The organism is Sphingomonas olei (assembly GCF_045369765.1).
GTDB classification, from domain to species: domain Bacteria; phylum Pseudomonadota; class Alphaproteobacteria; order Sphingomonadales; family Sphingomonadaceae; genus Sphingomonas; species Sphingomonas panaciterrae.
On record NZ_JBIQEU010000033.1, the window covers coordinates 1 to 13,647 of the forward strand.

The following is a 13,647-nucleotide window of genomic DNA, read 5'->3' on the forward strand; positions in this document are numbered from 1 at the left end:
GTGAAATCATGGAAAACCGAAGGAAACCTGCGTCTCTCGCCGCCACGCTCGACATAAACTGCGACTGCAAAGAATATCTGGTCGATTACTTCACCCGCGAGATCCCGCGCCGGCGCGCGGGGGAGCAGCAGGGGCAGGATTTCTTCTCGCAATTCTGCCGCGCAACCGACGAAAGCGGTGCCCTGCTGTCCGACGAGGCGATCGTCGATCACATGAACTTCCTGATGATGGCGGCGCACGACACGATCACCTCGTCCGCCACCAGCCTCGTCATGCTGCTGGGGCGTCATGTCGAATGGCAGGACCGGCTGCGTGCCGAGGTCCAGTCGCTGGGCAGCAACGACGGCGGCGTGCCCTATGAGCAGCTCGACCGGCTGGTCGAGACCGAATGGGCGTTCAAGGAAGCGCTGCGGATGGTGCCGCCGGTGCCGTCCATCCCGCGCCGCGCGATGCGCGACTTCACCTTTGGCGGCTATCACATTCCGGCCGGCACGCATGTCGGGGTGAACACCGCCTATACCCATATGATGCCGGAGCATTGGCCCAATCCCGAGACGTTCGATCCCGAGCGCTTCTCTCCCGAACGGTCGAAGGGGCGGCATCGCTTTGCCTGGGTGCCGTTCGGCGGCGGGGCGCACATGTGCATCGGGCTGCATTTCGCGACGATGCAGATCCGTATCCTGATGGCCCAGCTGCTGAGCCGCTATCGCATCGAGCTGGAACCCGGGTCGGGCAGCGACTGGCAAATCTTCCCGATCCCGCAGCCCAAGGACGGCCTGCCGGTACGATTCGTGCCGCTCTGATCGCGAGCCGGTGACCTCAGCAACGCCGGTTGTCGCAGCGGCGGCCGGCGCCCGTGACCCGGGGAAGGATGCGCTGCGTCCCATTGCGGGGCTATTCACAAGGTGTTCAATCCGATCCCGCTATGCAACGAGGCATGAGGATGTTCGCCGCCCTTGCCCTGTCACTCTTGCCCGCCGCCACGATGGCGCAGCCGGCCGAGCAGCAGCGCGACGGCGTGGCCGCGTGGCGGGCGCTGCGCGAAGGGCGCATCCTGCCGATCAAGGAAATCGAGCGACGCGTCGTCCCGACGATGAAGGACGCGCAATATATCGGTTTCGATTTCGAGATGCCGAGCGCGGTCTACACGCTGAAGTTCCTGCGCGATGGCACGGTGATCTGGGTGGATGTCGATGGTCGCTCGGGTCAGGTCATCGGCCGCACGGGTCGGTGAGCGATCGTTGACGCGCGCCACCGCAATGCTAACCACGACCTTTGGTGACAAGAGGTAGTCCATGCGCGTCCTGATCGTTGAGGATGAACCCAATCTCGGCCAGCAGCTCAAGAGCACGCTGGAAGGAGCGGGCTATGCCATCGATCTGGCGACGGACGGCGAGGAAGGGCATTTCCTCGGCTCGACCGAGAATTACGATGCCGTCGTGCTGGACCTTGGCCTGCCGGAGATCGACGGGCTGACCGTGCTCGATCGCTGGCGCAAGGAGGGCAAGGTGATGCCCGTGCTGGTGCTGACCGCGCGCGACAGCTGGTCCGACAAGGTCGCCGGGCTGGACGCAGGCGCGGACGATTATGTCGCCAAGCCGTTCCAGTCCGAAGAGCTGATCGCCCGCCTGCGCGCGCTGATCCGGCGCGCATCGGGCAATGCCTCCTCAGAGCTGAACGCGGGCGACGTCCGGCTCGACACGCGTAGCGGCAAGGTGACGCGCGCCGGCGAGCCGGTGAAGCTGACCGCGCAGGAATATAAGCTTTTGTCCTACCTGCTCCATCACAAGGGCAAGGTGGTGAGCCGCACCGAGTTGATCGAGCATATCTACGATCAGGATTTCGATCGGGATTCGAACACCATCGAAGTGTTCGTGACGCGCATCCGCAAGAAGCTGGGCCAGGACGTGATCACCACGATCCGGGGACTGGGTTACAGTCTGGAAGATCCGGCGGCGTAAAGGTCGGCGGCCTGCGGCTGTTCCCATAGTCCGATGCGTTCATATCCCGCCTCGTGCCAGCTGTTGGTCCCCGGCACGGCCTGCGAATCCAGCGCGGCGATGACCGGCGGCGCGGCATGAGCGGGAACGATGCCGGTGAAGACCCAGGACGCGAGCAGGAAGCCCGCGACCAGGCTGATGATGAGCGCGCCGAGCGACGCGATCGCGAGGACCGGAAAGGTACGCGACATACTTCGTCTCCTTTCTCCGCGAGTGAACAACAGGGCGGCGGCATGGTTCCGGCGCGCGACGAAACGAGTGCGGACGGGCGCTTCGCCAGCACGGGGTCGCTGACCCGGCGGATGATCGTCATTGCCGCGGTGTGGATCGCGGTATTGCTGGCGGGTGGCGGCTTCGCGCTGGACCGGGTGCTGACTGCGGCGGTGACGCAGAATTTCGACGACCAGCTCGAATATGTCCTGCGCTCGCTGCTCGTCTCGGCGGAGATCGGGCCGGAGGGCGAGGTGATGTTCAATCGCGAGCCCGCCGACCAGCGCTTCCTCGAGCCTTATTCCGGCGTGTACTGGCAAGTGTCGGCAAAGGGGCGCGAGGCGTTTCCCTCCCGATCCTTGTGGGATCGCCAGCTGCAATATGGCCAGCAGCACGACGACCGCGCGGTGCACATCTATGACAGTGACCAGTTCGGCACGGAAAAGCTGCGGATCGTCGAGCGCGACGTGAAGCTGCCGGGATCGGACGTGCGCTGGCGGTTCCAGGTGGCGCACAATCGCGACGGGCTCGACGCGCAGATCGGTGCGCTGCGCCGGACGCTGGTGCGGAGTTTCCTGCTGCTGGGGCTGGGGCTGATCGTGCTGGCGGCGCTGCAGACCTTTTACGGGCTGTTGCCGCTGCGCAAGCTGCGGCTGGAGATTGCGCGGATGCGGGGCGGGCGGACCAACCGCATCGCCGGGCCGCTGCCGGTCGAGGTGGCGCCGCTGGTCGAGGAGCTGAATGCGCTGGTGGCGCATAACGAAACGCAGGCGGAGGAAGCGCGGCGCCATGCCGGGAACCTTGCCCATGCGCTGAAGACGCCGCTGACGGTGATCATGAACGCGGCGACCGCGCAGTCGGACGATCTGGCCGATACGGTGGTGCGCGAGGCGCGGACGATGCGCCGGCAGGTCGACCATCATCTCGCGCGGGCGCGGGCGGTCGGGCGCCGCGGATCGGCGCACAGCCGGGCGGAGGTGTGGCCGAGCGTAGAATCGGTGGAGCGTGCGGTGCGGCGGCTGTATCCGCATGTGCGGATCGACATGGATGGGCCCAAGGACCTGGTCGCGCATATCGAGCGGCAGGACCTGGACGAGATCATGGGCAATCTGGTCGAGAATGCCGCCAAATATGGCGGCGGCAGCGTGTTCGTGACGGTGGGCGCGCAGGCCGGGTTCGTCGAGATCCTGGTCGAGGATGACGGCATGGGCATCCCGGAGGCGGACCGGATCCGCATCTTCGACCGCGGCGTCAGGCTGGACACGGGCAAGCCGGGCACGGGGCTTGGCCTCGCCATCGTGCGCGACGTGGCGGAGATCTACGAAGGGACCGTCAGCCTGGAGGAGAGCGAGGACCTGGGCGGGCTGCTGGTGCGGCTGCGATTGCCGATGGCGAGCTGACAGGCGCCCTCCGCCGAGGCGGAAGGCGCCCGTTCGCGATCAATAGGCGAGCTTCAGGCCGGGACGGTTCCAGCGGGTCTTCACCAGCCGGCCGGTGCCCGACAGCGTGAGATAGGCATCACGCATGTCATCGCCGCCGAAGCAGATGTTGGTGGTGAAGATGTCGTCGGTAGCGACGAATTCAACGAGGTCGCCGTCGGGCGAGACGACGCTGATCCCGCTTTCGCCGATCGTCGCGACGCAGACATTGCCCGACGCCTCCACCGCGAGCGAATCGAAGAATTTCCACCCCGCGGGGCGGTAGACCGGGATGCCGGCACCGCCGACGCCGGCCGCGGTATCGACCTTGCCCGGCGCGGTGACGCGGAATTTCATCAGCCGGCAGGTGTAGGTTTCCGCGGCGTAGAGCCATTGGCCGTCGGGTGAGAGGCCGCAACCGTTGGGATTGTTGGACGGGAAGACGACTTCCTCGAGATGGCTGCCGTCGGCCTTCGCATAGAAGATGCCAACGACATCATGGATCCGCTTGGCGTGATCCATCTTGCCGTGATCGGTGAACCAGAAGCCGCCGTGATTGTCGAACACGAGGTCGTTGGGGCCGCGCAGGACGCAGCCGAAATCGCCCGACTTGTACAGCACCTCGACCGTGCCGGTTGCAGGGTCGATCCGCTCGATCCGGCCGCCCGAATAATTGGAGGCAATGCCGCCGGGAGCGAGCATGCCGTTGTTTTCGTGCCAGTCGAACCCGCCGTTGTTGCAGCAATAGAGCATGCCGTCGGGGCCGAGCGCGAGGCCATTGGGACCGCCGCCAGGCTCGGCGATCGTCTCCATCGATCCATCGGGCGTCACCCTGGTGATTCGCCCCGGCTCGATCTCCACCAGCGCGATGCTGCCGTCCGGCATGAAGACTGGCCCTTCGGGAAAACGCAGCCCGTCGGTCACCAGTTCGAAGTCCGCCATGATCCTCTCCGCCCTTTTCTTGTTGCGCGGGAGAATTGTCTAAGGCGATCGGCTTAGCAAGCCGCTTCGGTGGCATTCGGCGGGCAGCAGGTCAGGCAGCGCCGTTATGGCCACATTGCTACCAATATAGTGGCGGAGGTGCAGAGGCCGGGGTAGGGATCGTCGCATGAGCGAACCCGAGACGACCCGCACCGGCGGCCGCATCCTGGTGGATCAACTGGCAGCGCAGGGCTGCGATCGCATCTTCACGGTGCCGGGCGAAAGTTTCCTTGCCGTGCTCGACGCGCTGGTCGACGTGCCGCAGATCGATGTGGTGACGTGCCGGCAGGAAGGCGGCGTGACGTTCATGGCCTGCGCCGACGGCGCGCTGACCCATCGGCCGGGCATTGCGTTCGTCACGCGTGGGCCGGGCGCCACCAACGCGTCGATCGGCGTCCATGTCGCGATGCAGGATTCACAGCCGATGATCCTGTTCATCGGCGACGTCGACCGCGGCATGCGCGACCGCGAGGCGTTTCAGGAGATCGATTTCGCCGCGATGTTCAGCCCGATTGCCAAATGGGCGGCGCGGATCGACGATGCGCGGCGCATCCCGGAATATGTCGCGCGCGCCTATAGCGTGGCGATGAACGGGCGGCCGGGCCCGGTGGTGATCGCGCTGCCGGAGGACATGCTGCTTGACGAAGTGGTGGCGGTGGATCGCCCGCGCGTCGAGCGGATCGGGCAGGCGCCCGATCCCGATGCGATGGAGCAGCTTGCCGATCTGCTGGCCACGGCGGAGCGACCTTTGGCGATCATCGGCGGCGCAGGATGGGATGCGGCGGCGGGGCAGGACATTGCCGCCTGGGCCGACCGGACCGGCGTGCCGCTGGTCGCCGCTTTCCGCCGACAGGATGCGGTGCCCAACGACTGCCCGGCCTATGCCGGCAACCTGGGCTATGGCCCCAACCCGCTGCTGGTCGAGCGCGTGAAGGACGCCGACCTGCTGCTGGTGATCGGCGCGCGACTGGGGGAAGCGACGACCGATGGCTATACGCTGATCTCCCCGGAACATCCCGGCCAGCGGCTGGTGCATGTTCACCCCGATCCATCCGAGCTTGGCAGCACGTATTGCACGGACCTCGCGATCTGCGCGACCATGGCGGAATTCGCCGAGGCGCTGGCGCTGGTCGACGGTCCGGGACGCGCGCACGATCTGGAGGCACACGACGATTACCGCGCCTGGTCGACGCCGCGCGAGCGCGAGGGCGTGACGCTGGACCTAGGGCATTGCGTGCTGGCGATGCGCGAGCAGCTGCCGGCGGACACCATCATCTGCAACGGCGCGGGCAACTTTTCCGGCTGGTGGCACCGCTATTGGCCCTATGCCGGGCCAGGGACCCAGCTGGCGCCGACCGCCGGGGCCATGGGCTATGGCGTTCCGGCCGCCGTGGCCGCGTCGCGCCGCCGCCCGGATCGCACCGTGGTCGCCGTGGCGGGAGATGGCGATTTCCTGATGAATGGGCAGGAACTGGCGACCGCCGTCCAGCACGGCTGCGAGATGCTGGTCATCGTCGTCGACAATGGCGCTTATGGCACGATCCGCATGCATCAGGAGCGTGAGTTTCCCGGCCGGTTGTCGGCGACCCGACTGCACAATCCCGACTTCGCAGCGCTGGCGCGGGCCTATGGCGCCTGGGCGGAGACGGTGGAGCGGACGGCCGACTTCGCCGGCGCGCTGGAACGTGCCGTCGGGCAGGGCGGCGTCAGGTTGCTGCACCTGAAAACCGACGTCGAGTTCATCACCGCCGGGACCACGCTGAGCGCGATCCGCAGCGCGGCGAAACGCTGAAACCTGCGACAACGGCGGGCGGTCGATACCGCGCGCCTGTTCGCAACGTTATTTCTTTCCCGCCAGCTTGTCCTTGAGCCCGGCGAGCGCGCCGAACGGACCGGCTTCGTCCTCGCCCAGGATTCCGGCCTTGCGCAGCGCCGCTTCGGCATTGGGGCCGCGCGGAAAGGGATCGAGCGCAAGGGCGAGCGTTTCCGCCGCGACCTCGCCAAGGTCGATCGCGCCGCCCTCCAGCGGGAGGACGTCGATCCCGTCGTCGTCGAGCTCCACTTCCTCGCCGGCGGCCGAATCCTCGACGAAGCGAAGGTCGACGGTTTCGGCGATCCGCGCGGGCAGCGGCTCATCGGTGATCGAGCAGCGCTGGGTCGCCTCCGCCTGCACCTTCCCTGACACCGCGATGCCCCCAGCGACACGCTGCACGGTGAAGCTGCCCTCCAGGCGCTTGATCCCGATCAGGTTGAACCGGCGCGCGAGCGCGGCGCGCTGCGTTTCGTCAGCGGCGATGGTTTCGGTCCGCGCGCCTTCGCCGATCATGTCGATGCGGACGGGATGGGAGAATTCGGGGGTCATGCCAATCGGCCTTCGCGCAGCGCGGATAGGGGAACGGTGGCGAGCGCGGCATGCAGTGCCTGCAACTGGTCGCTGACATAGCGCGCCTGCGATTCGCCGGGTGCCTCGCCGCGCCACAGGTTGCGGATCAGCCCGTCGGTAAGGTCGCCGGCGGCGATCCCCTCACGGTAGGTGCCGAGCCGGCCACCCAGCATCCCCATCATGCGCCCGACATGCTTGCCGACGACGATATCGCCAAAGCCGATCTGCCGCACCTGCGCGTCCATGTCGTCGACGAATCGCTCGGTCAGGTCGGTCGACAGCGTGGCGGCGGCAAGGTCGCCGGGCGGTTCTGCCTCGATCCGCAGCATCACCATGGCGAGCACCGCGGCCACCATGTCGAACCGCCCGTCGAGCGTATCGGGCGCGCCGCCATCGACATACCAACGCGGTTCGCGCGCCTTTGCCACCACCGCCGCATAGAGCGGGGCCGCCGCATCGCGATTGCGCCGTCGAAACCGTTGAAGAAGAGCCAAGATCGTCGTGCCTGTCGTGCTTGTGTCAAGTGTCGTGGAGGCATATTGAGGGGAATGGCCGACGGCGCAACGGCGCGTCGCATGCCCCAAGGCCTTTTGCGGAGTAGCCATGCGTTTTCCCCTCCTGATCGCTGCCGCCATCGCGGTGACCGCGTCGGCCTGTGCGCCCCTGCGCTCGCATCAGGGCTATGTCGTCGATGCGGACCTGCTCAATTCGGTGCAGCCCGGCGTGGACAACCGGCAGTCGGTACTGGCGACGCTGGGCCAGCCGAGCTTCGCCAGCCAGTTCAACCAGGGCGACTGGTATTACATTTCGCGCGACAGCCGGAATTATGCGTTCAATACGCCCAAGCCCAAGGAGCAGGTGACCGTCCAGATCAGCTTTGATCAGAACGGCAACGTCAGCGCGATCCGCAAGTCGGGTGTCGAGCAGGTCGCGTCGATCAGCCCGACCAAGAAGACCACCCCGACGCTGGGCCGTGATCGCGGCTTCTTCGCCGACCTGTTCGGCAACATCGGCACGGTCGGCGCCGCCGGCGCGGGTGCGGGGCCGGGCGGCCGCTGAGTCTTTCGGCTTCCGGCCTTCCGGCGCCGGGGCCTTTTCGCGGCGCAGCTTTCTATCTGCTGACTGGCGCATTCTCCGGCGGTTCAGCGGCGGGGGCCGATACCTTCGATTACGGCAGGGCATTCCGCGGGAATGCCGGCCAGACGAATGGAGGTGTCTGATCATGCGTAAGTTGATCGTTTCGCTGATGATGGCGGCGACCATCGCGCCGGCTGTGGCCGCTGCACAGTCGCCGGGAGAGTTGCGCCGCGACCGGCAGGATATCCGGGAACAGCGCCGGGACCTGTATGAGGCGCAGCGCCGGGGCGACCGGCGCGACGTGCGCGAGGCCCGGCAGGACTTGCGCGAGGCACGGCGCGAATATCGTGAAGACCTGCGTGATCGCGACCGCCGCTGGGCCCGCGACGACTGGCGCGGCTATCGCAACCAGAATCGTGCGCTCTACGCCCGTGGGCAGTGGCGCGCGCCGTTCCGCTACAATCAGTGGCGGCCGGGCGCGCGGATTGCGCCCAGCTATTATGCGCAGCGTTACTGGATCAACGATCCATGGCGTTATCGCCTGCCGCCGGCCCGCCCCAATACGCGCTGGGTACGCCATTACAACGACGTCCTTCTGGTCGACTACCGGCGTGGTACCGTGCTGGACGTGATCCGGAACTTTTACTGGTGACGCGAAGCGGGCCGGGCGTTTGATCGCCCGGCCCGTCCCGTTCTCGTGACCCGGAGCGGCCGCGCCGCAAGCTACGCCGCAAGCGCGGCCGGTGCCTGGCTTGGGATCCGGCACTAGTCCCGAAAGGGGGTTGGGACTAAGCGAGGGAACGCGCATGTCCCGGATTGGTTCTGTTGATGCCTGCGATTTTTGAAATGCCCGGCGAATACTTGATCCAATAGGGTTCGAACGACTTTTTGTTGCTTATGCGCAAATAATCGCACAGTCTTGGCCGGCCGTATCGGGGGGTCGGCATGCGATGGGGGAAATCGCACTCTGGTGGCTCGACGCAACAGTGCGCGAGCTTACATTGTTTGCGGCTGTCGGTTTTCTGATCGGCGGCGTGGATGATCTGTTGGTCGACGTGGTGTGGATGTACCACCGGCTGCGTTACGGATCGACGCGTCGCTCGCTCGCCAATCTGCCGCATCCGGAAGATGCGCGTCGACTGGCGGTGTTCGTCCCGGCATGGGACGAGGGGGCGGTGATCGGGCCGATGCTGCGCACCGCGCTCGCCCGGTTCGACCATCCGTGTTTCCGCATCTACGTCGGCTGCTACCCCAACGATCCTGTGACCAGCGGCATCGTCGCCGAACTGGCGGCGCAGGATTCGCGCGTGCGGCTGGTCATCGCAACGCGGGCAGGGCCGACGACCAAGGCGGACAATCTCAACGAAATGTGGCGCGCGCTGCGGCATGACGATGCGGTCGACGGCGAGACGACGCTGGCGGTGGTGCTGCACGATGCGGAGCAAGTGGTTTCGGTTGTACGAGCTCGGATATCACGGAGAACTGCGACTTTCATGCTACCAGCGTCCGCTTTCGGGCACCTAAGAAAAGCGGCCTAACGTCCGACTTTGGCAAAAGGAGCATGTAGCCGAACCGCCGCCCTGCCGGGGCTGACGCGCCAAAGCACCTAACCGCCAGTGCAGCCTCACTTGTTGTGGCAAAGTCACCCACGATGCGACAATGTCGCGCGGATTAAGTGTCGATATTGCTGCCGCTGGTGCTGGTGTCCTGAGGCAGGATGACCTCCACACGGCGATTGCGCTGACGACCGGTCTCGTCATCGCTGCCGTCGGCATTTACGTTCGGCGCTACAGGGCGCAGTTCACCCAGACCGATGGTCTGGAGCCTGTCGGCTGTCACGCCCTTCTCGACCAGGTAGGTCTTAACGGCTTCGGCCCGCAACTCGGACAGGCGCTTGTTGTAGGCATCGTCACCTTTGGCATCGGTATGCCCTTCGATCGTGATCTGTCCTGCCGGTTGCGCCTGAATCAGCGCAGCCAGTCTGTCCAGAGTGGTGCGCGCACCGGCCTGGATGGTCGCCTTGTCAAAATCGAAGGTGACGTCGCCCGCCAGGGAGACCACCGTTCCGCGATCCGAGTCCACGGCACCCAGTTCCGACTTCAATTTCTCTACCACAGTCAGGCTGCTGGTCGAATGGCCTGCCGCCCCGAAACCCGAGCTGCCGCCTGCCGCGATCCGCAGGGTCGAGGCGGGCAGGTTTTGCATGTTGGACAATGCCGACACCTCGGGCACCGAACCGCCGCGCGATCCGGCTAAAGGCAGCGCGATCTCAAACCGGGGGGAATTGCTGTACATGTTGTCCGGGCTGCCATTGCCGTTGAACGTCAGGCTGACAGAGCCGGATGACGGCACCGTGCCGCCGAAGACCAGTGCGCCGTCCATCATCTTGCCCGGCGGCACCGCCAAGTTGGCGTTGGTCGGGGATGGCACCAGCAGCAGCTTCTCGCCACTATCGGTCAGGATGAAGCTGTTCTCACGCCCGGCATCAAGGCGGATTTCCCGGTCGCGCCCGTTCATCACGCGCACCGACACCAGCGTCCGCTCACCGGCGGACCGGACCGACAGCACCTGCAATACCGCGCCATTGGGGTGTACAGCCTGCACATCGACCGGAGCGCCACCACCACCGCTGATGGCGCCGTCACAGCCTGCCAGCACCAGAAGCAGCGCTGAAAGCACCGTCCCGTATTTAGACGCGCACCTCATTGTCCGCCACCAGCCACTGGCAGGTCGATGCGAAAGCCGGGCGTGTTGGTATGCTCGCTCTCGGTTTGGTAATTATCGTTCAGGACCAGCATCGCAGCATTCACCGGCTCCAGCCGCCCCAGGAACACCAGTTCCCCTTCAAAGGTCTGCCCGGTCGGGATCGACAGTCGGGGATTGCTGGGTGGTGGCGAGAGGTACAATCGCTCACCTGTGTCCAGCAGCAGATAGCTGCTACGGTTGGCGGAGGAACGGTTCAGTTCGACATCGCGGGTTCGGCCGTTGATGACTCGCAGCCCCACCACTGTGTCAGTCGGCCGGGATTGCAGCGATGTCAGCTGCACTACCGTCCCGTTGGGGTGGGCGACCTGTATGTCGAGCGGCTTGGCAGCGCCATTGTTCCACTGCTTGGCCGACGGGGATGTTGCAGATTGCGTACCAGCGGGCTGCTCGCCCTGACCCTGCTGCGCCTCCTCGGACGGCTGCGCACAGGCAGACAGCCCTAGCGCGGTTATAACGACAGCTTTTGCAAATACCTTCATCACCATCCTCGTGTCTGTGGCGGCGTCGTCCGTCGGAAGGTGGGTCTATCCCGGTCCATCGCGGGCGTCGACACCTCTGCTAGGCTGCCAGCATCGCGTGCACGCGTCAGAAATCGACGAGGGGCTTGTCACGAGTCTGGGCAGGAACTGCCGCTTCGTGACTGTTGCAGGAGTGACTGCTTCGTCGCGCATGCGCCCTTTGAGCGGGGCAGCCGCGATGAACGACTGACCGCCCGCGAGAAGCGGCGAAGTTGAGAGGAACGTCCACTTTTGGGGCGGGACCGGAATTTCCGCTTTCGGCACCGTCCCCATGATAGCTGCCGGTCCGCTTTAGGGATGAGCCTTGGCGCTCATGAACGGCCGGATGTGGGTGGTTAGCGGACGTTGCTTTGTCGTTTAGTAGCCGGCGGGATCATCTGAAAAGCGAGTAGCCGGAGTGAATGCTGCGGCTTTGACCTTCCAACGTTTGAAGATGAGTATCAGCCACGCCAATTCGACAACAAAGGTGATAGTCATAGCCGTTTTCGCTGCGATTGATGCTGTCGGCATACAAGCTACGATCACGAAGCCGGGGAACAGCGGAAGCCCCATAAGCGGCTTAACGTCCATCCATTTCCGCTTTGGGTCGCCACTAAGCTGCCCATCCAACGTGTCGATGAACTCTTGCCAGATGCTCGCCATAGCAGCCTCTTTGCACGATCCTGCCATCCATCAGCAACGGCGGCTTTTGGGCGTTTTTGGAATGGCCGCCTTTAGGCGCATTCGTCGAAAGCCAGCTGCTCGCTAACCATGGACGAGCGTCATGTTGCCGAGCGAGCGATTTGGTAGTTATCCCCTAAGCCGCGCAACCGCGCGCTTCCAGGCGCTCTCATCCTTTGGCCATACGTCCGGTGCCGTGGGCTTGCGTGCTGCGGGGCGAATTCCGATGGGTCTGGCACCACATTGGGAGCAGCGAAGCCGATCCCTGAGCATATGGATGCGGGTGTCGTAGCGGCGGATGAAGAGCCATCTTGCGAAGTTCTGGCCATCTACGATTGAGCGGTGGCCACAGCCGCAACGCACTTCCAGGTTCCTCGCGACCCGGAACATATCCGCGAGGGTTTCAGAACGATGATTGGCCGACACATCAGAATGGTAGCCGTAGCTGGTTGCAATCGATCTGTGCGGGCTCGTTCAACCGCCGCACGATATCTCTAGCGAGTTGGTCGGCTGCTCGAGCCTTCCATGTATGATCGGCAGAGAGGAGGTCAGCGATATTGCTGCTGGAGGTCGATGCGAGGATCGACGCCAGCGTTTGGGCTTCAAGGCGTTCCATCAGCCCAAAAGAACATAGAGTGAACGATTCGACAAGATCGATCCGGCGAGCCGTCGCGTGATCGTTAGAATTTATTCGCTGCTCCGACCTCAACCCGTTCACACCGGCCGGTGTATGAACCCGCTTTGCCGTTGATGCTGATGGTGCCGGTGCGGCGGTCGAGATAGACTTTTGGGCTATTCAGAAAGTTCACACCTGCGGTGGCAGTGATCGACGTCTCGCTGACCCGCAAATCCTTGAGCTTGAACCAACCATCTTCACCGCCGCGGATCGGCGGCAGCATCGTCCTTGGAAGTCGTATCTTGCTCTGCTCACCATCGACCAATACGTCAACCTGGTCGGCAAACTGTTGCGAGCGAGTCCCCTGCATCGCGATCTGACCCGAATTCCCGTAATTATCCGACGCCCACCCCGTCGTGCTGTCGACTTTGTTGGCGGCGCCGCCGCCAAAGCAAACTATGGACAACGCCGTGAGTGAGAGAAGAGGTGTCATGTGCTTGGACCGATTCGCTGACGGGTTCCACCTTTATGACGGAGAACCGTTAATCCAAACCTTCTTCGCTGCTGATTGTCATCGACCGTCGCCTAATGCTGTACTCGGGTGAGAAATCTCTGAGGTCGAACTGCGACATCGCTTGTGCGATCATCTTCGCCTGCACGATCGGCAGTCCCTCGTGGATGTGCTTGTGCAGGGTGTCGTTCAGAAGTGCGACACGGGCGCGGGCTTCGCTCTCCTTCTCTCGGGCCTTCCTGCGGGCCACTTCCAATTCCTTGATTTCTTCCTCTGCGGCGATGACCGCCGCTTTCGCCTGCCTGATTTCCTCGAATAGTTTTTCGATAGCGTTGTCCGCCATTCTCTTTCTCCTGCTTGTTTATTCTGCGTCCAGGTCGATCAGTGCCTGACCGATCAACTGCGCTAGTGCGCTGTGTGGGTTCTGGGAGTGTGGATCGGCGTGGAAAAGGGACCCCGGTAGCGGGGTGATCGGCGTCGAAAAGGGACCCCTCATCCCGTTGGTCT

Annotated in this window: 17 protein-coding genes; 8 read left to right on the plus strand and 9 right to left on the minus strand. The window is 64.5% G+C overall.

Annotated features, from left to right (window positions below):
* The 3 genes from ACH0BU_RS16995 to ACH0BU_RS17005 all read left to right on the plus strand — a co-directional run.
* The coding region (locus ACH0BU_RS16995; RefSeq protein WP_500264383.1) for a cytochrome P450 at window positions 1–803 on the plus strand (803 nt) is incomplete at its 5' end.
* Between the two features lie 134 nt (window positions 804–937).
* Window positions 938–1,234 carry a hypothetical protein gene (locus tag ACH0BU_RS17000; protein ID WP_052742516.1) on the plus strand — a complete coding sequence of 99 codons (297 nt, stop codon included), beginning with the start codon at window positions 938–940 and terminating at the stop codon, window positions 1,232–1,234.
* A gap of 61 nt (window positions 1,235–1,295) precedes the next feature.
* Entirely contained in the window at window positions 1,296–1,961 is a 666-nt protein-coding gene (locus ACH0BU_RS17005; RefSeq protein WP_046409012.1) for a response regulator transcription factor, read from the plus strand.
* On the opposite strand, the gene ACH0BU_RS17010 is transcribed toward ACH0BU_RS17005, so the two are convergent.
* Window positions 1,934–2,191 (minus strand): hypothetical protein, encoded by a 258-nt coding sequence (locus tag ACH0BU_RS17010; RefSeq protein ID WP_296218820.1) that lies wholly within the window; start codon window positions 2,189–2,191, stop codon window positions 1,934–1,936. The genes ACH0BU_RS17005 and ACH0BU_RS17010 overlap by 28 nt on opposite strands.
* 111 nt (window positions 2,192–2,302) lie before the next feature.
* On the opposite strand from ACH0BU_RS17010, the gene ACH0BU_RS17015 reads away from it, so the two are divergent.
* A complete protein-coding gene (locus tag ACH0BU_RS17015) occupies window positions 2,303–3,610 on the plus strand; it encodes a sensor histidine kinase (RefSeq protein ID WP_500264388.1) in 1,308 nt (435 codons plus the stop codon).
* A gap of 39 nt (window positions 3,611–3,649) precedes the next feature.
* Here ACH0BU_RS17015 and ACH0BU_RS17020 read toward each other — a convergent pair whose 3' ends face one another.
* Window positions 3,650–4,570 (minus strand): SMP-30/gluconolactonase/LRE family protein, encoded by a 921-nt coding sequence (locus ACH0BU_RS17020; RefSeq protein WP_145120656.1) that lies wholly within the window; start codon window positions 4,568–4,570, stop codon window positions 3,650–3,652.
* A gap of 166 nt (window positions 4,571–4,736) precedes the next feature.
* Between ACH0BU_RS17020 and ACH0BU_RS17025 the strand changes: the two genes are divergently transcribed.
* Complete coding sequence (locus tag ACH0BU_RS17025) at window positions 4,737–6,401, plus strand: thiamine pyrophosphate-binding protein (protein WP_296218818.1); 1,665 nt, start codon at window positions 4,737–4,739, stop codon at window positions 6,399–6,401.
* Between the two features lie 48 nt (window positions 6,402–6,449).
* Here the strand turns inward: ACH0BU_RS17025 and ACH0BU_RS17030 are convergent, their stop codons facing one another.
* Window positions 6,450–6,971 (minus strand): YceD family protein, encoded by a 522-nt coding sequence (locus ACH0BU_RS17030; RefSeq protein WP_314471904.1) that lies wholly within the window; start codon window positions 6,969–6,971, stop codon window positions 6,450–6,452.
* A complete protein-coding gene (locus ACH0BU_RS17035) occupies window positions 6,968–7,486 on the minus strand; it encodes a ubiquinol-cytochrome C chaperone family protein (RefSeq protein WP_296218817.1) in 519 nt (172 codons plus the stop codon). The genes ACH0BU_RS17030 and ACH0BU_RS17035 overlap by 4 nt, the downstream gene beginning before the upstream one ends.
* A gap of 109 nt (window positions 7,487–7,595) precedes the next feature.
* On the opposite strand from ACH0BU_RS17035, the gene ACH0BU_RS17040 reads away from it, so the two are divergent.
* The 3 genes from ACH0BU_RS17040 (at window position 7,596) to ACH0BU_RS17050 (ending at window position 9,607) form a co-directional block, all read left to right on the plus strand.
* Window positions 7,596–8,051 carry an outer membrane protein assembly factor BamE gene (locus ACH0BU_RS17040; RefSeq protein WP_046409019.1) on the plus strand — a complete coding sequence of 152 codons (456 nt, stop codon included), beginning with the start codon at window positions 7,596–7,598 and terminating at the stop codon, window positions 8,049–8,051.
* A 163-nt stretch (window positions 8,052–8,214) separates the two neighbouring features.
* Entirely contained in the window at window positions 8,215–8,721 is a 507-nt protein-coding gene (locus ACH0BU_RS17045; RefSeq protein ID WP_125946171.1) for an RcnB family protein, read from the plus strand.
* A 298-nt stretch (window positions 8,722–9,019) separates the two neighbouring features.
* A complete protein-coding gene (locus ACH0BU_RS17050) occupies window positions 9,020–9,607 on the plus strand; it encodes a glycosyltransferase (protein WP_500264384.1) in 588 nt (195 codons plus the stop codon).
* Window positions 9,608–9,740: 133 nt separating this feature from the next.
* Here ACH0BU_RS17050 and ACH0BU_RS17055 read toward each other — a convergent pair whose 3' ends face one another.
* The 5 genes from ACH0BU_RS17055 to ACH0BU_RS17075 all read right to left on the minus strand — a co-directional run bounded on the left by ACH0BU_RS17055 (window position 9,741) and on the right by ACH0BU_RS17075 (window position 13,483).
* A complete protein-coding gene (locus ACH0BU_RS17055) occupies window positions 9,741–10,748 on the minus strand; it encodes an OmpA family protein (RefSeq protein WP_498343546.1) in 1,008 nt (335 codons plus the stop codon).
* 23 nt (window positions 10,749–10,771) lie between these two features.
* The gene (locus ACH0BU_RS17060; RefSeq protein WP_498343547.1) at window positions 10,772–11,314 is read right to left on the minus strand and encodes a hypothetical protein; all 543 of its coding nucleotides are present in this window, start codon (window positions 11,312–11,314) and stop codon (window positions 10,772–10,774) included.
* Window positions 11,315–11,710: 396 nt separating this feature from the next.
* On the minus strand, window positions 11,711–11,995 hold the full coding sequence (locus tag ACH0BU_RS17065) for a hypothetical protein (protein WP_500264385.1): 285 nt from the start codon (window positions 11,993–11,995) through the stop codon (window positions 11,711–11,713).
* Window positions 11,996–12,693: 698 nt separating this feature from the next.
* Window positions 12,694–13,122 (minus strand): hypothetical protein, encoded by a 429-nt coding sequence (locus ACH0BU_RS17070; protein WP_500264386.1) that lies wholly within the window; start codon window positions 13,120–13,122, stop codon window positions 12,694–12,696.
* Between the two features lie 49 nt (window positions 13,123–13,171).
* On the minus strand, window positions 13,172–13,483 hold the full coding sequence (locus ACH0BU_RS17075) for a hypothetical protein (protein WP_500264387.1): 312 nt from the start codon (window positions 13,481–13,483) through the stop codon (window positions 13,172–13,174).
* Window positions 13,484–13,647: the final 164 nt, after the last annotated feature.